Origin of the sequence: Pantoea sp. USMM079 (assembly GCF_037153115.1) — a bacterium.
Taxonomy (GTDB): Bacteria; Pseudomonadota; Gammaproteobacteria; order Enterobacterales; family Enterobacteriaceae; genus Pantoea; species Pantoea communis.
The window spans coordinates 1-24,220 of sequence record NZ_JBBCKX010000023.1 but is presented as its reverse complement, the minus strand read 5'-3'; the positions used below and the strand labels follow the sequence as shown (position 1 = coordinate 24,220).

23 protein-coding genes are annotated in these 24,220 nt (G+C 51.7%); 5 read left to right on the top strand and 18 right to left on the bottom strand.

What is annotated here, in order from left to right; translation table 11 throughout:
• Positions 1-12: 12 nt before the first annotated feature.
• The 11 genes from WFP70_RS21525 to WFP70_RS21475 form a co-directional block, all read right to left on the bottom strand.
• A complete protein-coding gene (locus WFP70_RS21525; protein WP_337024382.1) occupies positions 13-906 on the bottom strand; it encodes a dihydrodipicolinate synthase family protein in 894 nt (297 codons plus the stop codon).
• Between the two features lie 71 nt (positions 907-977).
• Positions 978-2,306 carry a cytochrome c gene (locus WFP70_RS21520; RefSeq protein ID WP_337024381.1) on the bottom strand — a complete coding sequence of 443 codons (1,329 nt, stop codon included), beginning with the start codon at positions 2,304-2,306 and terminating at the stop codon, positions 978-980.
• Positions 2,299-3,903, bottom strand: coding sequence for a GMC family oxidoreductase (locus WFP70_RS21515; protein WP_337024380.1), 1,605 nt, complete (start codon positions 3,901-3,903; stop codon positions 2,299-2,301). Before WFP70_RS21515 ends, WFP70_RS21520 begins: the two co-directional genes overlap by 8 nt.
• Before the next feature lie 20 nt (positions 3,904-3,923).
• Positions 3,924-4,424: a sugar dehydrogenase complex small subunit gene (locus WFP70_RS21510; RefSeq protein WP_337024379.1), complete on the bottom strand. Its 501-nt coding sequence runs from the start codon at positions 4,422-4,424 to the stop codon at positions 3,924-3,926.
• Positions 4,425-4,479: 55 nt separating this feature from the next.
• On the bottom strand, positions 4,480-5,859 hold the full coding sequence (locus WFP70_RS21505) for a c-type cytochrome (RefSeq protein ID WP_058960992.1): 1,380 nt from the start codon (positions 5,857-5,859) through the stop codon (positions 4,480-4,482).
• 2 nt (positions 5,860-5,861) lie between these two features.
• Complete coding sequence (locus tag WFP70_RS21500; RefSeq protein WP_337024378.1) at positions 5,862-7,490, bottom strand: GMC family oxidoreductase; 1,629 nt, start codon at positions 7,488-7,490, stop codon at positions 5,862-5,864.
• Positions 7,491-7,510: 20 nt separating this feature from the next.
• Positions 7,511-8,050: a sugar dehydrogenase complex small subunit gene (locus WFP70_RS21495; protein WP_337024377.1), complete on the bottom strand. Its 540-nt coding sequence runs from the start codon at positions 8,048-8,050 to the stop codon at positions 7,511-7,513.
• Between the two features lie 389 nt (positions 8,051-8,439).
• Complete coding sequence (locus WFP70_RS21490) at positions 8,440-9,381, bottom strand: sugar phosphate isomerase/epimerase family protein (protein WP_337024376.1); 942 nt, start codon at positions 9,379-9,381, stop codon at positions 8,440-8,442.
• A gap of 27 nt (positions 9,382-9,408) precedes the next feature.
• Positions 9,409-9,837: a PTS sugar transporter subunit IIA gene (locus WFP70_RS21485; protein WP_283216872.1), complete on the bottom strand. Its 429-nt coding sequence runs from the start codon at positions 9,835-9,837 to the stop codon at positions 9,409-9,411.
• A gap of 34 nt (positions 9,838-9,871) precedes the next feature.
• On the bottom strand, positions 9,872-10,882 hold the full coding sequence (locus WFP70_RS21480; RefSeq protein WP_034829912.1) for a Gfo/Idh/MocA family protein: 1,011 nt from the start codon (positions 10,880-10,882) through the stop codon (positions 9,872-9,874).
• A gap of 15 nt (positions 10,883-10,897) precedes the next feature.
• Positions 10,898-12,307 carry a sugar porter family MFS transporter gene (locus tag WFP70_RS21475; RefSeq protein ID WP_337024375.1) on the bottom strand — a complete coding sequence of 470 codons (1,410 nt, stop codon included), beginning with the start codon at positions 12,305-12,307 and terminating at the stop codon, positions 10,898-10,900.
• Positions 12,308-13,061: 754 nt separating this feature from the next.
• Between WFP70_RS21475 and WFP70_RS21470 the strand changes: the two genes are divergently transcribed.
• Positions 13,062-13,931 carry an AraC family transcriptional regulator gene (locus WFP70_RS21470; RefSeq protein WP_160867471.1) on the top strand — a complete coding sequence of 290 codons (870 nt, stop codon included), beginning with the start codon at positions 13,062-13,064 and terminating at the stop codon, positions 13,929-13,931.
• 60 nt (positions 13,932-13,991) lie between these two features.
• Here the strand turns inward: WFP70_RS21470 and WFP70_RS21465 are convergent, their stop codons facing one another.
• Positions 13,992-15,083, bottom strand: a complete 1,092-nt coding sequence (locus tag WFP70_RS21465; protein ID WP_337024374.1) for a YncE family protein — start codon at positions 15,081-15,083, stop codon at positions 13,992-13,994.
• Positions 15,084-15,529: 446 nt separating this feature from the next.
• Between WFP70_RS21465 and fhuE the strand changes: the two genes are divergently transcribed.
• Positions 15,530-17,704: a ferric-rhodotorulic acid/ferric-coprogen receptor FhuE gene (gene fhuE, locus WFP70_RS21460; protein ID WP_337024373.1), complete on the top strand. Its 2,175-nt coding sequence runs from the start codon at positions 15,530-15,532 to the stop codon at positions 17,702-17,704.
• 41 nt (positions 17,705-17,745) lie between these two features.
• On the opposite strand, the gene WFP70_RS21455 is transcribed toward fhuE, so the two are convergent.
• Positions 17,746-18,297 (bottom strand): C40 family peptidase, encoded by a 552-nt coding sequence (locus WFP70_RS21455; RefSeq protein ID WP_034829917.1) that lies wholly within the window; start codon positions 18,295-18,297, stop codon positions 17,746-17,748.
• Between the two features lie 263 nt (positions 18,298-18,560).
• The gene (locus WFP70_RS21450; protein WP_166934455.1) at positions 18,561-20,078 is read right to left on the bottom strand and encodes an MDR family MFS transporter; all 1,518 of its coding nucleotides are present in this window, start codon (positions 20,076-20,078) and stop codon (positions 18,561-18,563) included.
• 79 nt (positions 20,079-20,157) lie between these two features.
• Here WFP70_RS21450 and WFP70_RS21445 point away from each other — a divergent pair, with 79 nt between their 5' ends.
• The 3 genes from WFP70_RS21445 to WFP70_RS26830 all read left to right on the top strand — a co-directional run bounded on the left by WFP70_RS21445 (position 20,158) and on the right by WFP70_RS26830 (position 21,560).
• Positions 20,158-20,823, top strand: coding sequence for a TetR/AcrR family transcriptional regulator (locus WFP70_RS21445; protein WP_337024372.1), 666 nt, complete (start codon positions 20,158-20,160; stop codon positions 20,821-20,823).
• A gap of 60 nt (positions 20,824-20,883) precedes the next feature.
• Positions 20,884-21,348, top strand: a complete 465-nt coding sequence (locus WFP70_RS21440) for an SRPBCC family protein (RefSeq protein ID WP_337024421.1) — start codon at positions 20,884-20,886, stop codon at positions 21,346-21,348.
• A gap of 119 nt (positions 21,349-21,467) precedes the next feature.
• Positions 21,468-21,560 (top strand): hypothetical protein, encoded by a 93-nt coding sequence (locus WFP70_RS26830; RefSeq protein ID WP_442956365.1) that lies wholly within the window; start codon positions 21,468-21,470, stop codon positions 21,558-21,560.
• A 65-nt stretch (positions 21,561-21,625) separates the two neighbouring features.
• Here WFP70_RS26830 and WFP70_RS21430 read toward each other — a convergent pair whose 3' ends face one another.
• The 4 genes from WFP70_RS21430 to WFP70_RS21415 form a co-directional block, all read right to left on the bottom strand.
• Entirely contained in the window at positions 21,626-21,964 is a 339-nt protein-coding gene (locus tag WFP70_RS21430; RefSeq protein ID WP_160867467.1) for a helix-turn-helix domain-containing protein, read from the bottom strand.
• On the bottom strand, positions 21,961-22,302 hold the full coding sequence (locus WFP70_RS21425; RefSeq protein WP_058961005.1) for a type II toxin-antitoxin system RelE/ParE family toxin: 342 nt from the start codon (positions 22,300-22,302) through the stop codon (positions 21,961-21,963). The genes WFP70_RS21430 and WFP70_RS21425 overlap by 4 nt, the downstream gene beginning before the upstream one ends.
• 120 nt (positions 22,303-22,422) lie before the next feature.
• Positions 22,423-23,694, bottom strand: coding sequence for a Glu/Leu/Phe/Val family dehydrogenase (locus tag WFP70_RS21420; protein WP_337024371.1), 1,272 nt, complete (start codon positions 23,692-23,694; stop codon positions 22,423-22,425).
• A gap of 70 nt (positions 23,695-23,764) precedes the next feature.
• Positions 23,765-24,220, bottom strand: a 456-nt coding sequence (locus tag WFP70_RS21415; RefSeq protein ID WP_442956364.1) for an ATP-binding protein, incomplete at its 5' end; no start/stop codon positions are given.

The window sequence follows — 24,220 nt, the reverse complement described above, 5'->3', positions numbered from 1 at the left end:
TAGTTAACTGAGCTAGGCCAACTCCAGCGATCTCATCACCTGGAGTACTTCCCGTTGATGCTCACTGGATAAAGCACGTAGCGGGCGCGGCAAGTTGTTTTCCTCCGCCAGCCCAAGCAGTGCCGCTGCGGCCGCTATCACGCGAATACTGCCGCCATGTTGACGGAACAGCGTCCAAAGCGGCTCCAGTCGCTGGGATTGCTCAACGACAGCAGCGAAATCGCCCGCCTGAGCGGCTCGTGTCAGCGCTAATGCTGTGTTGGGAAATAAGCCGCCACATACGGAATACCAGACATCGCATCCCGCCATTAAACCGTTGCCGGCCGATGCATCACCACTGACACCAATGCTTATCTCTGCGGGGAGTTGCGCACGTAATGCGCTCACCCGCTGGGCTGCGGAATGCATGTCGGCAGGCACACCCGGTATTTTGATGGAAGCGATATTGGGAAGCGCGGCTATCCGTGCATAAAGATCATTTGAGAACTCGGTGTGGGTCGTGCCGGGATTATCATAAACGCAGATGGGCAGCGAAACATTCCGCGCCACCTCGGCATAGAAGCCAAACACTTCTTCTTCAGTAAGCTTTTGGTAGGAAACAGCAGGTAATAATAAAGCGCTTACGCCTGCATGCTGCGCATCTTCCGCCAGTCGCAGCACCTCATCTGTGCTGGTTGCGCCAATGCTAACCATCACCGGAATGCCATCCGCATGCTGTACGGCCAGCGTCGCCACGCGCTTGCGCTGCTCGCGGGTGAAATAGGCGTAGCTACCGGTTGAACCCAGCACGCCCAGTGAATCGACTTTTGCCGTTGTTAGACGCGCGAGAAGCGAGAGAAAGGATTTTTCATCAATGCCTGTCGCATTGACCGGGGTCAGCGGAAAGGCACTAAGACCTGAAAACATAGCCAGCTCCTGCTAGATAACGTAAAAGCGCATCTTAACAACAGCTGACTATTTGTCATAGGACAAAGCCGTTAGCGTTTGTTCTTTCTTCTGAAACCTAACCAAAACAGCCCCAGCACCACGATGAACCCGGCAGCGGCCATGCCGATGCGCGACACCAGCATCAGCGGCGAAGCATCACCACCAGCACGCAGTGATTTCACTCGCTCCTCGCTGATCTGCACCTTGCTGTGCCCGATATCTTGCATCACATAGTTAGTCAGCGCAGCGATTTGGTGGTCGTTGAGTTGACCGGCAAAGCCAATCATCCCTTGCCCTTTTTCAGGCCAAACGCCTTGCAGTACTGCCATCGCCACATTGTCCGCATTGGGCTTATTCAGCACCGGATGATTTTGTAATGCCGGCAGTCCATTCAGCCCCTCGCCTGTCAGGTTATGGCAGGATGCACAGTTATTGCGATAAATCTGTGCGCCTTCGCTTAACGCCGCCTGCGGCGTATCGTCACCTCTTACCAGCGTCCAGCGATTGGCCTGCGCAGGTTCAGCAGTGGCGCTATCCTGTGGTAACAAATAAGTCGCAATAGCCTGGCGATCTTCTGCTGTCATACGCGAGAAGCTCTTATCGATCGCTTCCAGCATCGGTCCACCCGCCGTGGCGCCGTTGCTGGCATGGCCTGTCGCCAGATACTGTGCCAGCATGTCACGCGTCCAGTGCGGTTTGCCCTGCAACGTAGCTGCCGTGATATCGGGCGCAAACCAGGTACCCAGTGAAGCACCCTGCAGGTTCTTATCCTGCTGCTCCGCCATCAGGAAATTACGCGGCGTGTGGCAGGTGCTGCAGTGGGTTAACCCCTGCACCAGATAGGCGCCGCGATTCCACTCATCCGACTGTTTGGCATCTGGCTGGAACGGTTTGCTATCGAGGAACAACAGGTTCCACGCCGCCATGCTGAAACGCAGATTGAACGGGAATGGCAGCGCAGTTTTCTCTGGCTGCACATCCACCGGCTGCACGCCCTGCATAAAGTAGGCGTACAAAGCAGCGACATCTTCATCAGTCAGCTTCGCATAAGCGGTATAAGGCATTGCCGGATAGAGCTGACTGCCATCACCACGCTCGCCCTTACGCAACGCATCCGCAAACTGCTGTTCGGTGTAATTACCGATTCCCGCAGTTTTCGATGGCGTGATATTGGTGCTGAAGATAGTGCCTAACGGACTGGCAATGGCATGACCACCGCTGAACGGCGCTTTGCCCGCTTCGGTGTGGCACGCGCCGCAGTCACCGGCAACCGCCAGATACTCGCCACGTTTAATAAGCTGCTGATCCTCAGCCTGCGCCTGTGAAACCGCTAACGCCAACGTGCCTGCTGCAAGCAGGGCTTTCCAGTGCTTAGCCATGTTGCGTCTCCTGCAGGATTTTGTCAGCGGTACGAAGGGCCAGCGCCATTGCCGTTAGCGTGACGTTACAGGTGCCCACCGTTGGCATCACACCGGTGCCAACCATAAACAGGTTCTGATGATCATGTGCGCGCCCCCACGCATCGGTCACACTGGTCGCCGGGTCAAGGCCCATAGAGAGCGTGCCGGTGATGTGCTGACGATTAGAGAACTTGCCAGTTTTGCTGTGCTTAATGTTGGTTGCGCCGAGTTTGGCTGCAATCGCGTCATAGCATTCACGCGTTTTTTCGGTGCCTTTGGTGACATAGTCGTTCACGTCCCAATACAGCGATGGCGTGGGTAAACCCAGCTCGTCCTTGTTGCTGCTCAAGGTCACGCGGTTGTTCGGATCGGGTAACTGCTCAAGCGCATTTTTGATGCTAAGGCGACGCGCGGCGCGGAAGCGAATCGCTTCCTGCAACTTCTTGCCAAACAGTCCTTCCGCCAGCGCTTCTTTAGTCACTGAGGCAACCTGTGAAGCGTTAGAGATATCGATACGAAACGGTGAATGTTCGCTGCGGAAATCGCCGTCACGGAACTGACCAATCGAACAAGGACTCACCGGGCCACGTCCTGGCCAAATCTCTTCATCGACATCAAACGTCACGCCTATCGCCGGGTGATCGCATAGGTTGCGACCCACATTATCGTGCGCGTTGGCGATACCGTTCGGGAATTTATCGCTGACAGACATCAGCAGCAGTTTTGGGGTTTCAATCGCGTTGGCGGCCAGTACAAAGGTTTCAGCCGTGACACGATGGCTGACTTTGTTCCAGTCATAGTAATTGGCTGCCACGATATTGCCCTTGGCATCGTGCTCCAGCTGATACACCACCGCTTCGGTGATCACTTTCACGCCGCTGTTTTCAGCCTGCTGTGCGGCAATCCCGCCGTGATACTGGGCGTCGATTGGGCAAAGCGGCATGCAGTTGTTATTGCCGCAGCAGGCCGGACGGCCATCGTAACTGTGGCTGTTGCGACCCGTGCTGTCATCGAGCACGGTGAAGTCGGGTGCCAGGCGTGCGGTCACGCGTTGCTGCAACCAGGACGCCGGCACGCGCTCCATCGGATACGGTTTGCTGCGCGGCGAACCATTGTCCGGCGATCCGCCGACCCCCGCGATCACTTCCGCCTGATAGTAGTACTCTTCCAGGTCGTCATAGCCAATTGGCCAATCTTTGCCGACGCCATACTGGCTGTGCTGACGGAAGTCGTTGGGAACAAAGCGCCACAACTGCGCCGCCCAGTGCCAGCTGGTGCCACCAAACATGCGAATGTACTGCGCAGCAAACGGATGCGGCCCGGCCTGATGCAGGTAATCATTCGGTTCCGGTGTATAGCGCGGATGCGGTGCCTTGGGCGAGAACGGATACGGCGACATAAAGTCAGATTTGAACGCCGATGCACGGAAACGCTCAACCAGCTGATCGCGTGCTACTTTCGGGCCGGACTCCAGTAACAGTACTGATTTACCTGCTTTTGCCAGACGGGTCGCCAGCAGCGAGCCGTTAACGCCCGCGCCGATAACAACCACATCGGCGGAATTATTGTTTTTCATAACGACATTACTCTTCTGAATCAGGGCTGTTGCGCCCAGCTACCACATTTGCCGTAGGAGAAACTCGGCGGCACTAATTTGTCATCCACCAGCAGATTGGCGAGCGTGTTCACGTAGGTGACATACAGCGCGTAATTGCCCTTGCCGACCACACCGCTGTACCAACCACCGAGTATCGCTTTGGCTAACTTTTCGCTATCCGCATCCGAGACAAACGCAAGGTGATCTTGCTGCAGCAGTTCTGGCTGGTTTTGCAGTAGCGCCTTCAACTGTGCCAGCGCAGGTATAAAACCTTTCTGCGTCTGACTCAGGGCCAAAAGCAGCGCACGCCCAACGGTGGCGTTCAGGGATTCTTGTTGCGTCAGCAGTTGTGAAACCTGCATAAAATCATCCAGCCCAGCCACGTTGGTCGGTGACTGGGCGGCGTTAAGGCGCGGCAACGGCAAAAGCTGGCCTGCGGCGCTGGCAATCGTCACCAGCCCGACCATCTTCAACACGCGGCGGCGTGAGTAGTGCTTCATAGTGTCTTCCAGTAAAAACGTCGCCTGCCATCACAGGCGACAGAATAAATCGAATCTATTTTTTATGTCTGCGGCGCATCAGCCACCACATCAGCAGTGCAATTACCACCAACGCACCGACGCCTACCCCGACCTGCGCCAGCATCACCAGTGGTGATGACGGTCCACCACGACGGATCTCCGCCACCTGATCAGGTGAGACGGTTGCGTCAACATTGCCGTAGTGATGCAAGATCCAGTTCGACAGCGTGGCAACTTGCTGATCATCAAGCTGATTCAGTGCGTTCGGCTGCGAACCAAACGGCGGCATAAACACATCACCTTCGGCGGTATGACGCTGCACACCGTAAAGAATGGTAGCAATCAGGTTCGACGGATTACGCTCTGCAGTAGCACTATTATGGAATAGGCTCGGATAAAACGCGTCTTTGGTTCCCTGGCCGCTGCTGCCGTGACACGACGCGCAATTGCCGGAGAACAGGCGAGCACCTTCATCGCTGGTGGGCGCGTTGAATGCATCACCACGGAACGCCACCAGATTTTGAGCCGCTTTACCCTGTTCGAAGCGCGAAGCGCCGCTCGCAGGTGCATCTTTATCCGTCACGCTGCCCATGTATTCGGCAATGGCGGCCAAATCGGCATCCGATAAGTGCTGGAAGCTGTGGGTAATCGCCTCCGCCATGCTACCAGCAGCCTGCGCTTTCCCCGCGAGACGACCGGTTTTCAGGTAAGTGATAAGATCCTGCTGTGACCACTGGCCAATCCCACTCACCGCATTGGCGGTGATATTCGGCGCGAACCACGGGCCGACCTGCGCACCAGTAAAGGCATCACCCTCTTTCTCCTGCATCAGAAAACCGCGTGGGGTGTGGCAAGTGCTACAGTGCGCTGCGCCATCCACCAGATAGCGTCCGCGATTCCAGCTGTCAGAGTGTGACGCATCCGCTGTGTAACCCGGAGCTTTCAGGAACAGCGCGTTCCAGAACATCATCGAAAAACGCAGATTCAACGGGAACGGCAGATGGGTCTCTTCCGTCGTGTTATCCACCGGCTGCACGCCTGACATGAAGTAGGCGTACAGCGCATGCACATCTTCATCCGTTAAGGTGGCGTACGCGGTGTAAGGCATCGCCGGATAAAGATTGGCGCCATCGGCACGCACACCTTTACGCAGCGCATCAGCAAATTGCTGCTCACTGTAGTTGCCAATCCCTGCGACCTTCGACGGCGTGATGTTGGTGGCGATGATTTCACCCACCGGTGATTCAATCGCTTTGCCACCGGCGAAGGGTTTACCGTGTTCAGCGGTATGACAGGCAGTACAATCTGAGGCTACCGCTAAATATTCACCTTTTTTGACCAAGGCATCATCAGCGGCATGAGCGGCACCGCTCGCCAGTGCCAGAACCAGCGCGATCTGTTTTATTTTCAACATGATTACGCCTCCAGAGCCTGTTTAACGATGGCATCAGCGGCTTTAAAGGCGAGCGCCACCATCGTCAAGGTGCTGTTACCGCAGGCGGTACTTGCCATCGCCCCGCCGCCCGGCAGGAACAGATTGCGGTGATCGTGAGCGCGACACTCGTTGTCCACCACCGAATTAGCCGGGTCGTTACCCATGATGGTGCCACCCATGATGTGCTTGCTCTGGTTGAATTGTTTCGAGAACTTCTTATCGATCGCGCCCATCGCTTCGGCAATCTTGTCAGCGATCGGTTTGGAGTAGCTCTGGTACGAACGGCGAACATAGTCGCCCACATCGTAGTGAATGGCCGGTTTCGGCAGACCAAGCCAATCCCTTTTATCGCTCAGCGTCAGGCGGTTATTGGCATCAGGCAGGATCTCATGCGCCAGCACGATATCGGCGGTGCAGGCGGTCATGCGGCGGATCTCTTCATCCAGTGCTTTACCCACCAGCCCTTTCTCCAGTGCGCCAAAAGTGACGAAGCGGTTGCGCGCAAAGTTGTTGAAGCGGAAGTAAGCACCCGCATGCTCAGAACGGAAATCGCCTTGCGAGGTTTCCATAATGCCGCTATTCACCACCGGTCCTACGCCCGCCCAATAAGGTTCATCCAGCGTTAAGGTCATGGTGATTTGTGGATGGTCCATCATGTTGCGGCCGACTTGATCGGAGCTATTCGCAATGCCGTTCGGGTTGCGCGAATCAGCAGACATCAGCAGCAATTTTGGTGTTTCCAGCCCGTTACACGCAATGATGAACAGCTTGCCGCTGACACGATGGGTTTGCTTGTGCTGATCGTAGTAGTGCACCGCTTCGATTTTGTTGCCGGCATTGGTTTCAATACGCCACACCACCGCGTTATCAAGGATGGTGGCACCTTTGGCTTCGAGGCGGGAAAGTGCCGTCGCACCATCATACTTCGCGCCCACCGGACAAACCGGCACACAGTTGTTATTGGCGCAGCATGCCGGGCGATCGTCATAGGACATGCCGCTGTTACGGGCCTGCGCGGTAGGGATGTTATGCAACCCCAGCTTCTCGCGCACCACTTCGGTAAAGCGTGCTTCCCCCGGTCCAAACGGCAGCGCGGGCATCGGATAAGGTTTCGAACGCAGTGGCGGCCATTGCAGTGCCGGATCGTCCGGTCCACAAATGCCGAGTTTATATTCAGCACGGGCGTAATAAGGTTCCAGCGTCTCATAATCAAACGCCCAGTCACGGCCAACGCCGTAGCGAGAATGCAATTGCATATCCGCAGGCGTTAAGCGCCAACATGTGCCCGCCCAGTGCCAGGTCGATCCGCCCGCATAGCGCACATAGCTTTGCGCATAAGAGTCTTCGCCGCTTAATTGCAGATACCCTTTGCCCGCCCCTGCCGGTTCCGGATGCGGAGCCCAATCGCGTGACGGGTAGCACTCAATCGGGTTGCCTTTGGCCGCCAGGGGTAGATTGCGATAATTTTCAACGATTTCGGCACGCGAAACGCGCGGGCCGGCTTCCAGCATCAATACCGGAATGCCGACATCAAGCAGTTGCTCAGCGATCACCACACCGACCACGCCGGTGCCAACGATCACCACGGGTGACTGAGAAGGAGCTGCCATATTTTATCTTCTTTTATTGGTCAGAATTGCGGTACGGGAAGAACCGGTGTGTTGGTGCGCTGCCAGTTATTTGGCCCACTGATGCCGTAAGACGGAATCGTGATGGTGTCCATCGTGGTGTGCCAGGTCAGCGCCTGTTCATAAGCGAACGCTTTTGCCGAACGTTTCGGTTCGAGGCAGCCGGTATACCAGCCAAAGATGATTTTGTGCGCCAGTTGCTGCAAAGCACCTTCCGGAATCGCCGGGAAGAAATCTTCAACGATCTGCGCCTTATTGGCTTTGGCAATTGCCAGCAGATGATTGAGATTTGTCATGAGTTCCGGCTGTTCGAGTTCCAACAGCGCCAACATGCGCTGCCCGACCGTATCATCCAGTTTGTGATTGACCAGAAGACGAGATATCTGCATGAAAGGAATGAAATTTTTCGACGAGTCTGCAAACGCCAAACGCGGAAGCGTGGTGGTGATCAGGCCGCCAGCCACGATCACAGCGCCGGACAGTAACACTCTCCGACGTGACAACTGGACCTCGCCTGGCAGGAGGTCTTGCAACTTACTCATGGTGTATCCCTGGTTAGTGACACGGCTCAAAACCCATCGCAAAGCGAAGGTAAAAAATCTAGTTATTTGAATAACGTAACAGCACCGCGAGTTAACAATCACATAACGCAATGTTAATCAGATGCCTTATAACGACACGGACTTTTAATATAATAAATGGTTCTTAAACAAAAGCCATACGTAATGATGTTTTCAAATCAAAATTGAGCGAATTTGGGCATTAAAAGCTAACGCATAATCACTTTGAGTGATGTATATCCCAATAGAGTTAAGAGCTGTGAGATGCGAGATGCGAGATGCGAGATGCGAGATGCGAGATGCGAGGATTATCATGACCATAAAAAAAGCCGCCATCCCAAAGAGATAGCGGCTTGCAAAACAGCAAAAACTTACTTGCTCAACGTTGCACTCAGCGCATCAATGGAAGTCTGCAAGCCCGCTTCCACGCTCATGGTAAGGTCTTCCATCTCCAGCGAGACGTCGCCGTTGTAACCGGTCATGCGCAATACAGAGAAGAACTCTTTCCACCACTTCAGATCCTGACCGCAACCGACAGCAACGTAGTTCCAGGTCCGGGTTTTCGTGTTCGTCACCGGTTGATACTCCATCAAACCGTCAACGTCGGCCAAACCACGCTCAATACGCGCGTCCTTGCCGTGGACGTGGAACACTGCCCCTTCCAGCTTACGTGCAGCAGCAATCGGGTCCGCACCCATCGCAATCAGGTGCGAAGGATCGAGGTTCATGCCGATCATGTCATCCACCTCGTGACGCAGGCGCAGCAATGTCGAGGGGTTGTACACCAATTGGCATGGGAACTCTTCAATCGCGATTTGTTCGACGCCATGCTGTTTAGCGTGCTGGACAAATTTCTTCCACCACGGAATGGCCACCTCATTCCACTGATAATCGATCACACCCGGCATATAATCTGGCCATGAGATGGTAGAGGTAATCCAGTTCGGCACGCGATCTTCTGGCCCCCCACCTGGCAGGCCACTCATCATCACGATCTTTTTCACGCCCAACTTGCCTGCCAACTCAACCGCGCGATAGCTACTTTTCGTGTGTGTCTCACCCAATTCACCCGGTGCCAACGGGTTCCCTGAGCAGTTTAACGCCACGATGCGCATTTCTCGTTCAGCCAGCTCTTGCTTGAACTTCTCCAGTTTTTCTGGCGAGGCCAGAAGTTCCTCTGTTTTCACGTGCGGACAGGGTGACCATCCACCTGCCGTCATTTCTACGCCCTCAATACCGTAGCTTTTAACTTTATCCAGCATCGCCGCGAAAGGTAAATCCGCCAGAACGTCAGTACATAATGCAAGCTTCATTGTTTAATCCTTCATCTGGTGCGTAAATCACGCTTTCTCAAATTGTTCGATAAATTCTTGTTTGGTTTTTGCATTGGCTAATAACGTGGTTTTCACTTCATCGCCGAGCAAATTGGCAATATCAGCTAACAGTGGAATATGTTCATTTTCAGTTGCCGCAACAGCAACGACGACAAACACCACCTTTCCAGCGCCCCAACTCACACCATTTGGAAATTGAAAAACCTGATACCCGGTTTTAATCACCTGGTCGAGGTTCTCTTTCGCACAATGAGGGAAAGCAATACCCGCCCCAATATAGGTAGAAACGCTTTTTTCACGCGCTAACATGCCATTGATAAAGCCAGGTTTTACATAACCGGACTGCTCTAACGCCTTTGCCGCTATCTCAATGGCTTGGTTTTTATTCGCTGCCCAACATTGCAAATGCAGCGCATCTTCCGTCAGTTTCAACATCGTCATTCCTCACTTTTCGCGAGAAGTTAGGTTATTAGCGATAAAGCGCGGGCTGCTCTGGAATCACCACGTCATGTTTCTCGCCATCTTTCAGCGAGGCCAGACCGGCATCACAGACCAGCGCGACGACGTAGCCATCCCAGGAGGAAGGGCCGCTCATTTCGCGACCATCACGCACGCTGTCAACAAAATGCTGAACTTCGCGATCGTAAGCCGTTGCAAAACGTTCCATGCAAGATTGCGCAATGTGTTGTGCATTGCCGTTCAGTGAGCGGGTACTGATGAACTGTTGCTCCGTCAAGGCGGCAATGGCATTTTCACCAATCACTTCACAGCGGATGTCGTAGCCGTAGTGGCAGTTCACAAACAGTTCATCGTCAATACGAACACCGGATTCGGTTTCGAAGATCACAATCAGCGGATCCTGCAAGTGCGGCAATGCGCGGCGGGTTTTCTTACGCGGCTTGTCTACACGCACAGACGTGATATTTTCGTTCAGCAAATAGCGAATGATGTCGATTTCGTGAGTGGCGGAGTCGTTAACCGCCATCTCGAGCGTGTAGCTCTCTGGCACTGACGGGTTACGGTGAGCACAGTGAATCAACATGATGTCGCCCAACGCGCCCCCCTCAATCGACTGCTTCAGCGCCTGATAACCCGGGTCAAAACGGCGCATAAAGCCCAATTGTAAAAGGCGCTTACCCGCTTTGACCTCTGCATCAATAATTTCTTTCGATTCATCAGCCGTTGGTGTCAGCGGTTTTTCGCAGAATACGGGCTTGCCCGCATTAAAGGCCGCCAAAATTTGCGCTTTGTGAACCGGACCAATAGAGCAGATAAAGACTGCATCGACCAATTCGGAATTGATCATCTCTTCTGCATCATAAAACGCGGTGGCACCAAATTCGTTCGCCACGGCATCGGCTGTTGTGTGGTTAATATCGCAAACAGCAGTGACTTGCGCGCCGGAAATAACATGGTGGAAACGTTTCAGATGGTCCCGGCCGATCATGCCCAGACCAATTAAGCCGATTTTGACTGTCATTTATTCATCCTCAGGTTAAAAACGAAATTTCTTTTCAATCTGTTCCAGAGTCAGGCCACGCGTTTCTGGTAAATATTTCATCAGCAGAATAAGCATGATGACGTTGGTCGCGCCGAAGAAACCGAAAGTCATGCCGCCACCGTAATGGCTAAGCAAATAAGGGAAGATAGATTGGATCATAAAGTCGAAGATCCACAGGCCAAATACCGCAAAGCCCATGCCGACACCACGCATTCTTAATGGATAGATTTCCGCTAACATCAGCCAGAATACCGGCGCAATCCAACCCTGCATAAACACCAGGAATACCAACATCAAGCCAAGAATGACATAAGGTGCGTTGGCGAAATTGGCATGCAGCGTATCCACTCCGTTGACGGTTTCAGTGTGGAAGAAGAATTTAAACGCCAGGCCAATCAACACCAGGCTAACGGTTACCCCAGCCTGACCGGTGAAAAACATTTTTCGGCGTGAATGCTTGCCAATCAACGCCATGCCCAGCAGCGTCGCCAATACGGAGATAATGCCGTTTGCCACCGCGCCGGTCACCGCTGCCGCATCACCGAGCCCAGTTGCTTTCAGGACGGTTGGCGCGTAGTACATGATGGTGTTGACTCCAGTCACTCGAGTGGCCAGCACAATCATTAAACCAATCAAAACCAGTTGAATCACCCAGCGATTTTTTAGCTCAGCGAACAGATTAAACTTCACCTGATCAGCCTTAACGATCTGCTGAATCTCTTTCACTTCGCGGTCTACTTCCTCCGGAAGGCGCAATGTTTTCAGCACCTTTACGGCCTTATCCGTTTCGCCACGGCGAATAAAGAAGCGTGGCGATTCAGGCATCATTAACATCCCGAACCACAAAAGCGCACCCGGCAGTGCGGGAATCGCCAGCATAATGCGCCAGTTGTGCTGCATCTCTGGATACAGGTTTACAATCGCAGCGTTAACGGAATACGCCAGGAATTGCCCGGTCACGATCATTAATTCGTTGACCGTCACCAATCGTTCACGCTGATCTGCCCGCGCTAATTCGGAAATATAAATAGGTACTGTCACGGAGGCACAGCCCACCGCTAAGCCCAGAATAAAGCGGGCCACAATCATTGAGGGCACATCCCAGGCGAATGCAGTGCCTAAAGCGCCAAACATAAAGATAGCTGCAACCCATAGCAGGTTTTTACGCCTCCCCTGTTTATCCGATAAATATCCGCCAAATAACGATCCAAGTGCCGCACCGAATAACAGGAATGAGGTAATAAAACCTTCCTGCGCAGGTGTCAGATTCAGGTCATACTTCATGAAGATCAGCGCACCGGAAATAACACCGGTATCGTAACCAAAGCATAAACCACCAATCGTCGAAACAATGGTGATTAACCGCATGCGCTGAGGATTTTGCAGGTTCGTTTTATTATACATAGCTGTTCCATCTGGTTGTAAGGTAAAACCGTTGCAAGCCGTATTTTTGGTCAGTCGTCGCTGAGGAATTTTACGCAGCCTGAATCAGAACATTTAATTAATGCACAACATCATTATTGTTATTTTTCTGGCAACGCTGAATACGCTGTCAGTCCCCTTCTCGTTACAACAACGTTATATCAAAGTGAATTCCAAACACCAGTTGCTCTCGCCCACACGATTTAACAGCGTGCGAAAGATCATATATTCCTCACGAAAAGCACAAAAACCAGTGATTAAAGTCACATTGCAAATATTATGCGTTGACATAGCAAGAATGAAGACAGATTAAAAAAGCCATTTTTTCACATTTTTGTTAAAATATCTCTTAGCGACTATGGCACGCATTTAATGGCGCTTATCGCCTGTGGTTTCGTCAATTTTGTATTTCTACCTGTTCGTATACAGCAATTTTGATGATATTTTCACTTTAGCCCTCAACTTATCCCTATTGATTGCAAGTTCATGCCGCTCAACACAACATCATGCTTTCCTGGTATTTAATGTGTGGGTATATTTTGATCAAAATAAAAGTGTGACGACGATCAAATTTATATTTTAGCCAATGTTTAAAAAACAAAAATCAACACCTGGCACTCTCCTAAAATCATCAACGCCTTACCTGTCAATGGATTAAATATCAGTAAAAAGCAAAAATGATGATTACGAGGCTGAAAACTAATGCAAGAATAGCGCTATACCAACAGGAGCTACCATGATTACCTTTTGCATCAATGAACATCCCTCCGCCCGTGGCTTCGACAACAGTTTGCGTCCGCGCCTGGCGTTTATGTGCAAAGCAGAAGGTAAGGAAGAGGCCATTCCTCGCGTCATGCACAAGCATGATGACCGCTTTGAAGTGATGTTCATACGCTCAGGCAGTGGCATCTACAACATCGATGGCCGAGGCTATAACGTCAAGCAAGGCGATATCATGTTGTTTAACGCGAATGTACTTCATGACGAAAGCCCTGATGCGTCGGACGATTTATTGATCTTCAGTTGCGGCGTAGAACAACTTAAGGTTGATGGCTTGCCTCTCAATGTTCTCACCACGCGCGCCCAACCTGCCGTGATGCCCAGCGGTGAGTTTTATGATGAAATTTGCCAGTTGTTTGATCAGATGTGGGCACACGTTAACAGCAAACGGCTCTTTAGTGCCGAAATCGGCGATAACTTACTGAGCGTGCTGTTATTACTGTGCCGCAATATCTGGATTGAAAACAAACAAGAGCAGGAGAGCAATAACACCCTACTGGGACAACGCATCAAAGATTACATTGATAATCACTATAAAGAAGATATCGCACTGAGTTCGATCACCGCTGCATTGAATATGAATCAATTTTATCTGGCGCACGTATTTAAAGATTATTCAGGTTATTCACCCAAACAATATCAGACGCGTCGCCGAATTGGCGAGGCGCAAAATTTGCTATTGAGCACCAATCTGGGGGTCACTGAGGTGGCTAACGCCGTGGGTTACGATAACGTCAATAACTTCCATCGTATCTTTCATAATCTTGTCGGCATTCCACCTGCACGCTATAAAAAATTCTGGCTGACCGGGCAACTCAATCGTTAATTTTTCGTTCTTCCAAAAGCAAAATGCCCTCTTTCGAGGGCATCTTTTCATAGCGCAATCTTATTTCAATGTAATACGCGCAATACCATCGGTGCCTTTAGTTGAAGAGTCTTTATTGAACTCGGCCTTCAAGGTCACATACAGGGTATTGTTATCCGGTCCAATCAGCAGGCTGTTGGGATTCTGTTCGAATGACCAACTGTTCTTCACTGCGTAAGTGGTGGCATCCAACTGCAGCACTTTCTTCGATTCGCGCTGGCTGATGAAGATCTCATTGCGCTTCGCATCGAATTTAATGCCCAGAGAATCACCCTCGATACGCTTGATCACTTTACCGGTGCGCTCGTCAAAGACCAATGTGGCTTTGCCTTTAGAATCGTCAGTCACAAACAGGCGGCCAGTGGATGGATCTTCTGCCATGTTCAGGAACAGATACTCTTTACCGTCACCGACTGTCCAGCGCTTCTCGATTTTGTGGGTGCGCGGATTAATCACCAGGATCTCGCCAGAGCCGTTGGCCGCATAAATACGTTCAGTAACCGGAGAGTAAATAATGCCCGTTACCCATTTGCCCGCATTTTTAATCTCGGTTTTCAGTTTGAAGGTCTTAGTATCGACCACGGAGATATAACCTGGATCGGCCACTCGACCGACATACAACTCATTACCATGCCACAGCACTTCACGCGCACCCGCTGGGTAGCCTTCTTTGCTGATTTTGCCCGGGAACACTAAACGCTGCAGCACTTTACCGCTTTGTGCGTCCACTTTGGAGATAGCGCCATCCAGTGAGTTGGTGGTGTAGAACACGCTGCCCTGCTCATCGATCGCCGTACCAAAGTTTTTCAGATCGGTGTGAGTCTCACCCTTGGTCTCAAGCGTCGCAGGATCAAGACGATAGATCATACCGCCGTTAACATCTTTGAATGCCTGTGCGCTGGCGACAAACAGTGCTTTCGATGCTGGAGAGTAGGCCATTTCGTACAGGCCATCGCCCAGGTCGCGTTTCAACACTGCGGTATCAACCGGTTTTACAGTCTCAGCGGCTGGTGCCTCAGCTTTTTTGGCAGGTGCCTGGCAAGCCGTCAGGCTAAATGCTGCGGCGATCGCCATAGCAACAGTGGCTTTACGCGGGCTAAACAACGATTTCATGCTGAACTCCATCAATGGATGAACGGCTCCGACCACATCGTAGCGGGCGGAAAATACAAGAAGAATGAGAATCATACGCATTAACGTAAAGTAATCAAATATTCGCGTAGATTTATGTGCTCATTCCACCCGGCTAACTCAATTCGCCGCCTGATTTGACGCTACCTGATATTAAAAAAGTGCCAAATCTTGCCAAATAAAAGTGAAAACACCAGCAACTAACGGGTTATAAATCCCTCCAGATGACTGAATTACTTCGTGTTTACACATTATTACACTTCAAATTGAATCCTTGCGAGATTCTATAAAGCAAATGATTATCATTGGCGTTCGTAATCAGATCGAACCTTCGTTTACTCTGCCCTTTTGGTGGGGGTAGATGAGCACCAGCATAACAACTGAAGCGTATTGGCTTCATATAACAATCATTTATCACGGAAACTATTATGTCTTCGAACGGCAGGGAATCAGGCATCCGCAAAGCGTTTAGCGTTTCATTGTTGGCGATGGCAGTACACGCCCTTCTCAACCCCACTTTGGCGCAGGCTGCCGATACGACTCAGCAGGATCTGGTGGTCAATGCCTCCAGCAGTGACAGCAGTGGTGATACTGAGAAACAGGATTATGCGGTGAAAACCACGCGCGCCGGCACTAAACTGCTACTCACTCCGCGCGATGTCCCGCAATCAGTGAGTGTGGTGACGCAGCAGCGTATGCAGGATCAGCAGTTGCAAACCGTCACCGACGTGCTGAACAACACCACTGGTATCACCAGCAATTTGGTGGATTCTGAACGTTCAGAATACTATTCGCGCGGTTTCAAGATCACCAACTTCACCTTTGACGGCATCCCCACCTCGGTCGGTGATAGCTGGAACTATGGTGATGCAGCCTCGGACACGGCCATTTACGATCGTATTGAAGTGGTGCGCGGTGCCACCGGTTTGATGACTGGTGCTGGCAGTCCCTCTGCTTCGGTGAATATGGTGCGCAAGCACGCCGACAGCAAAGAGTTTACGGGTTCGGTGGACGCTAGCTATGGCAGTTGGGATAAACAGCGTTATGTTGCAGACATATCAGGGCCACTCAACAGCGAGGGTTCGTTGCGCGGGCGCGTGGTGACGGGTTATCAGGATCAGGACAGCTGGCTGGACCGCTATCATAAAAACAAGAAATTCCTATATGGCGTGGTCGATGCGGATTTGACCGACAAAACGACCTTTTCTCTCGGCTACGACTATGAAAAAGCGGATACTCGCGACCCAACCTGGGGTGGATTACCCGTCTTCTACAGCAACGGGTCACTTACCCATTACAACCGCAGCCTGAACTCAGGCGCAGACTGGACGTACTACCACACTGAAGTGCAGAAAGTGTATGCCGATCTGGTGCACAACTTCGATAACGGTTGGAGCTTCCATGTGAATGGCACCCATGCCAAGAATACGTTCAGTGACAAGCTTTTATATGTCATGGGTAATCCAGATGAAAGCACAGGTGAGGGTTCAACAGGATATGGCAGTCTGGACCGCGGTAAACGTGAGCAAACTTCGGTTGATGCCTTTGCCAGTGGACCGTTTGAGCTGTTAGGCCGCCAGCACCAATTAATGGCAGGCGTAAGCTACAGCCGTCAACACAACCAGACCTACAGCCAGGATGGCGTCACCGATCTGGATGAGTACGACATTACCGCCGCTGACATGGGCCCTTTCAACAATAACTGGAATGGCAATATTGCCGAACCTCAGTGGCAGGGTTGGTATCTGAACGCCAATGACGTTATCCGTCAGAAGTCAGCCTATACCGCAGCGCGTTTCTCATTGGCCGATCCGTTGTCATTGATTATTGGGGCGCGCTACACCGAGTGGAGCACCAACGGTAGCAGCGGTAACATGACCAAAAACAATACCACCCCGTATGCGGGTCTGGTGTATGACATCAATGATACCTGGTCAGCCTATGCCAGCTATACGTCGATTTTCCAGCCACAGACTTATCGCGACAGTTCAGGCCATTATCTCTCCCCAGTGACCGGGAAGAGCTACGAAACGGGTGTGAAATCAGCCTGGTATGATGGCCGTTTAACCGCCACCTTCGCAGTGTTCCGCATCCAGCAAGAGAATGTTGGCACCGAAGAGAATGGCGTGTACGTCAACAACAGCAGCGAGCAGGCCTACACCGCCACTAAGGGCGCACGCAGCAAAGGCGCCGAGTTTGAACTGAACGGTGCACTTACCGATAACCTGCAATTAACCTTCGGCGCAACGCGCTATGTAGCGCGTGATTCGGATGGTCGTTATAACCCTGATCAACCGCAAACCCAGTTCAAGCTGTTTACCCGATACAACGTACCGATGTTGCCTGACCTGACTATCGGCGGTGGTATTAACTGGCAGAACCGCGTATTTGAAGATGTGAGCGCGCCAGATGGCAGCACCCAGCGCGTGTATCAGGGAAGCTATCCACTGGCAAACCTGTTTGCCCGTTATCAGGTCACCAAACAGGTTGCGGTGCAAGCTAACGTCGATAACTTATTCGACCGTGAGTACTACACCTATATGAACAACTATGTTTACGGTGAGCCGCGCAACTTCTCGGTTAGCGTGTCATATCAATTCTGATAAAAAAAATCCCCGGCGCAAGGCCGGGGATACTTTCTGCATCACACTTTATTTTTATAATTAAAGCTGATCTGCGAATTCTGTTCTCGTGGCAGACGCCGCGCCTCCAGATATACCGATTTCCAATACGGATTATTCAGTGAGGAGCGCATCACGCCCTGGCTAACCGAAGCGTGGAGGAATTGGTGGTCGGTGTCATAAAAGCCAACATGTAACTCGTGTTTGATACGAAAGAACACTAAATCACCGGGTTGCAGGTGCGCCTTATCAACTGGCTGCCCCATGGCAATTAATTCGCGCGTTGTGACACGATCCATTGGAATATTGAAACGATCTTTTAAGGTTCGCCAGACAAAACCGGAGCAATCCACACCGTTTAATTGCGTGCCGCCCCACTGATATTTGGTGCCTTCCCATGAGTGCATCTGGTCGTGTAATGCCGCGATCACGGGAATCAAATCGGGTTGCTTACCACCATCGGTTGAAGCATCGACACTCTCTTCCGCAGGTGCATGAGAAGTTTTGGAAGAGCAACCTGCCAGGGTAATAACAAACAGACAGGCGATAAATTTTCTGGCCGCAGAGTTGATCATGAGATGACGTTTTCGCTGAGGGAGACAGTGGTTAGAGATTTATACCGCAAAAAAGTTGCAAAAATAAATAGCTCGCCGCTGAATTCTTTTAATCCTCTTCTTTTTTACTTAAGTTTACGCAAAGGTAACATCATGTATTTGGGATAAAAATTAACTATTCTTTCGCCAATCTTCGCTATCAAGGTTATTTATTCGCCCGACTCTGCTGCTATTTCATCCCACCATCAGCATCTGTCTGCCGATGGTGGCAAGCGGGTATCATTTTATTGTTTGGATTGACTGCGTAACGGCGACTCTGGCAGGAATAATGACAGAATAAAGGCCAGCGCCATCACCACCGCCGCCATCTGGAATGCCGCATGTACCGCTGCGCTAAATACCTGCAAATACGCTTGTTGCACATCATACGGCAAATGGTGCACTGCATTCGGGTCCAGCGTGGCGGGCAATACATCGCCCTTTTCCACCAATTCAGTCAAACCCGATTTCAAGACGTGACTAAACATCGCGCCAAACAGCGCCACCCCGATTGAACCGCCCACCGAACGGAACAACGTGACAGAGGATGTGGCGACGCCAATACGGTCGGGTGTCACACTGTTCTGAACGGCCAGGACTAACACCTGCATCACCATCCCCATGCCCATTCCGAGCACGCAGGCGTAGAGATAAATCTGCCACAGCGAGGATTGCAGCGTCAGCGTCGTCATGAGTGCCATCCCAACCGTCGCCAGCAAGGTTCCGCCAATCGGAAAAAGACGATACCGACCAGTTCGACTGATAATGCGTCCGCTGATAATCGATGTCACCAGCAGCCCACCCATCAGCGGCAGCAACTGCAACCCAGCTTCGGTCGGGGTTGAGCCTTTCACCACCTGCAAATAGAGCGGAAGGAAAGTGACGCTGCCGAACAGCGACATCCCGACAATAAAAGCCATCAAACTGGAGAGCGAAAAACTGCGATTACGGAACAGCCCAAGCGGAATAATCGGTTCCCATGCACGACGTTCTTCGTAGATAAAGCCAATCACTCCGACCAGACCAAACGCCAGGATGCACCACAACTGCGGATCGCTCCATGCCCGCAACGTACCGCCTTCACTGGTAAACAGGGTGATACCCACTAGCGCAAGACTCAGGCAAACAGCACCAGGATAATCAATCTCATGCGGTTTACGTTTGTTATCGGCTTTAAACACCGCATTAATAATCAGCAGCGCAAACAACCCTAACGGTAAATTGATATAGAAAATCCAGCGCCACGAGGCGTGCTGGACGATGAAGCCCCCCAGTAATGGCCCCACCACGGTCGCCAGACCGAAAACGCCGCCAAAGAGTCCCTGGTATTTACCGCGTTCTGCTGGTGGAATAATATCCGCGACGGCCGCCATACTGACCACCATCAGTCCGCCACCGCCGAGACCTTGCAGTGCGCGGGTAAAGATCAGTTGCTCCATATTTTGCGCCAGGCCACACAGTGCCGAGCCGATGAGAAACAAGATGACCGAGATTTGTAGCACCGTTTTACGGCCAAACAGATCGCCGAACTTGCCGTAAAGCGGGACAACAATTGTCGAGGCCAACATGTAGGCCGTGACGATCCACGACAGCCGATCAAGCCCGCCCAATTCACCCACAATGGTTGGCAGTGCTGTCGAGACGATGGTCTGGTCAAGGGCGGAAAGCAGCATGACCAGCATCAATGCGCCCATCAGCAAGCGGACGGAAGGAAGACGCTCTTCTCCACTGCCTGAGTGCGGCACAAGTGTTTTAGGTTTCATATCAGACACCAATTGAAATTAATTAAATACACAATTAATATTGATCGAAGTCTGACATGAAACAAGTGAGCGCGTAAAGATGACCGCACAAAAAGTCCCAGCTGATGATAAGACAACTCCTGCCAAACCCCGCCGTCCTGGGCGTCCGCGTGGCGGTGCCATCTCTGCACAACAGCGCGAGCACCTGTTGGATATTACGCTTGCGATTTATGCCGAAAGCGGCATCGCTGAAACCTCGCTGAATGCGATTGCACGTAAAGCTGGCGTGAGTCCGGCAATGCTCAACTACTATTTTCAGTCGCGCGAATCGTTGTTAGATGTGGTGGTTGAGGAGCGCTTTTTACCGCTACGCCTGCGTCTTGAAGCTCACTTCAACAACGACGAAAGTGACCCTGTCACTACTTTTAGTGGATTTATTCGTGAAATCGCTGACATAGTACTGAACAATGACTGGTTTGCCCCACTGTGGATGCAAGAAGTCACCAGCGGTTCTCACGGCTTAGGTCAGCACATTAAAGAACGATATGGTCATGCGGGACGAGACAAAGTCAGGGCTTTGATTGTGCGCTGGCAACGGCAGGGTTTATTGAATGCAGCGTTGAATCCCGATTTGCTGATGACCTCCATCCTGAGCATGATCCTCGTGCCGTTCACACGCTTCGCCAATGAGCCGGAGTTTGATACGGAGCTGATTGTACAGCACACACTTAGCCTGTTCTGCCAGGGGATCCGCCCGGTCAGCTAACCCGTTTTCTGCCTCGCAACTACACTGTTGAAATGACATTCGGCGAGCAGGAAAAACATGATGATTTTAGATGCCGATACCGATTTACAGCTTGAGCGTACCCTGCAAGTACCCGCCGATGTGATTTGGCGCTGCTGGACCACACCAGAACATCTCCAACACTTTTTTGTGCCTAAGCCTCATAAGTTAGTCAGTTGCGATATCGATCTGCATCCTGGTGGTCGGTTCAACACGGTTTTTGAGGTGGAGGGGAATGAAATGCGCAACGAAGGGGTGTTTCTGGAGCTGATACCGGGTCGTAAACTGGTCTTTACCGATACCTATACAGAAGGATGGAAACCTGCTGAGCATCCTTTCATGACCGCAGTATTGCTACTGGAACCGCTCAATCCCCATGCGACCCGCTATGTTGCCATTGCCAGGCATCGCAACGCTGAAGCGCGCGCCGAACATGAAAAAATGGGCTTTCATAGCGGCTGGGACATGGTTGCCGATCAGCTTGAGGCCTATGCCCAGATGCTTTAATGGGCACCTGCGGTTTTCTTGATAATGAGCCTACTTAAAGGCTCATGGGCAATGAAGCTTTACTTAAATTCCTTGAGCCAGGATTAACCTACTACTTCAATAAAAACATGTAGACCTTTGTGGCGTATAAGATCAACCTGCTGGACGATAATAACAAACTGGGTCTGCCAAATGATAACCAGGTAGCATTGGGTCTGGTGTATCAGTTCTAATATTTTGAAAGGCCAGCAGTGCTGGCCTTTTTCGACTACTCGCAGTTAAGTTTGCCACGGGTCAATTACTCGATCACTAATTGGACCTTTTTGCCCATTGCCGCAACCATACCCACCAACGAATCAATGGTAAATTTTTCTGTTTTAAGATTAACCACATCAGAAACTCGTGGTCTGGAAACGTGCAGGATCTTTGCCGCTTCAATCTGCTTATGGCCGCTTGCCGTCATCCATTCAGAAATTTCAGTCATTAGCTGCTTTTTTAATTCATCGGCTCGGTTAATTTCTTCATGAGATTGTGTCAGAAGGGAGTCCGCTTCAGCCGGTTCGAATCCGAGATCAGCAAAAATATTGCTGCCCGCTTTGGTGATATGCCGCGACTGGGTATCGATTTTATCGGTCATGTTAATTTTCTCCGTTCTTCGATAACTGCTTTATAACGCTCGATGATTATATTCACATCTTTGGGGCTGGTTTGTTGTGTTTTCTTTTGAAAGGCATGTATGACATAAATGGCTTCAACAAATTTTGCCACATAAACGACGCGATATTCGCCATCATCGCCTTTTATTTTGATCTCAATAACACCTGCTCCCCAGCGATTTACAGCCTTGTAGTGAGTGGGATTATGTCCATTTTGAATTTTGTGAAGTTCAAATCCAACGTCCTTTTTCACCTCATTGGGGAACATTTTGATGTCCTCCAGAGTTGTACCACGCCAGTCTAAATCCTTTTCATCCATTTCCGTGCGCTCCACACCACTCCATTTGTGTATAAAATATTATACACATCTAAGTGTACGGAACAAACTTCAGGCAATAAAAAACCCCGCATTTGCGAGGCTTCTCTCAAACTAATGTGTTTACGGATACAACCCGCGATCCTTCCTTGCCAGCAGAATTCGCTCGCAGGCAACGGCGTAAGCTGCCGTACGCAGCGTCACGTTCAGCGCATCCGCTTTATGCCACACCGTTTCAATCGCGTGCTGCATAATGCTGTCCAGCCGTTGATTGATCTCCTCTTCGCTCCAGAAGAAGCTGGAGAAATCCTGCACCCATTCGAAGTAACTCACCGTCACGCCGCCCGCATTCGCAATCACATCTGGCACCACAGCAATGCCGCGTTGCTGCAAGATATCATCCGCTTCCGGTAGCGTTGGGCCATTTGCCCCCTCAATAATCAGGCTGCACTTCAGTTGGTTGGCACGTTCAGCAGTGATCTGCCCTTCCAGCGCAGCAGGCACCAGAATGTCGTAAGGCTGTGTCCAAAAATGTTCATCCGCTATGGTGTCAGCACCCGGGAAGCCCGCGATACTACCGTGAGCCTGCTGCCACGTGTGTAACGCCGGGATATCCACTCCGCTGGACAAATACAATGTGGCTTTGTGATCCTGCACCGCCACCACTTTTGCCCCAATCGCATGGAACAGTTCGGCGCTGACGCTGCCAACGTTACCAAAACCCTGCACCGCCACGCGGCTACTAGACACATCGATGCCCAGCTTAGTTGCAGCGCTGCAACCGGTGACGAAAACCCCGCGCCCGGTAGCTTTGACGCGCCCCAGTGACCCGCCCAGATGCACCGGTTTGCCGGTCACTACACCGGTGGTAGTGGCGCCAACGTTCATCGACCAGGTATCCATCATCCACGCCATTACCTGCGCGTTGGTTCCAACATCAGGGGCGGGAATATCCTGTTGGGGACCAATCATATTGCCGATCTCGCTGGTATAGCGCCGGGTTAAACGCTCCAGCTCTTTCTGGGATAAGGTTGCCGGATCGACACGCACGCCGCCTTTTGCTCCGCCAAACGGCAAATTCAGTGCGGCGCACTTCACCGTCATCCATGCAGAGAGCGCCATCACTTCCTGCAACGTCACATCAGGATGGAAACGCACCCCACCCTTACCCGGCCCACGCGACAAATTGTGCTGCACGCGATAACCCTCAAAATGACGCACTGAGCCATCATCCATTTCCAGAGGGATATCAACGATTAATGCCCGCTTCGGATGCGTCAACGTATCGGCCCAGCGGCTAAGATCGCCCAGCAGTGGCAACACGCGTTCAACCTGCGTCAAATACGTTGACCAGGCTGAGTGACAGTCGCCTGTCACATAGGAAAGTTCAGACAAACTGACCTCCAGATTTTACTGTCAGGATAGAAAATGCCGCCAACGGCAGAATGGCGGCGAGAGGATTGGTTTAGTCGTGCAGGCCGAGTTTTTTCTCCAGATAGTGGATGTTGGTGCCACCCTGCTGGAAATGTTCGTCGGACATGATTTTCATCTGCAGCTCGACGTTGGTCTTGATGCCGTCGATGATCAGTTCCGCCAGCGCATTTTTCATGCGCGCGATGGCCACTTCACGGGTGTCACCGTAGGTGATCAGCTTGCCGATCATGGAATCGTAGTACGGCGGCACGCTGTAGCCGGCATAGATGTGCGATTCCCAGCGCACGCCAAAACCGCCTGGCGCGTGGAAACGGGTGATCTTGCCCGGGCTCGGCAGGAAGGTGTTCGGATCCTCGGCGTTGATACGGCACTCCAGCGCATGACCGCGAACAATCACGTCTTCCTGTTTGATCGACAGCGGCTGACCGGCAGCAATACGCAGCTGCTCTTTGATCAGATCCACGCCGGTGATCATCTCGGTCACCGG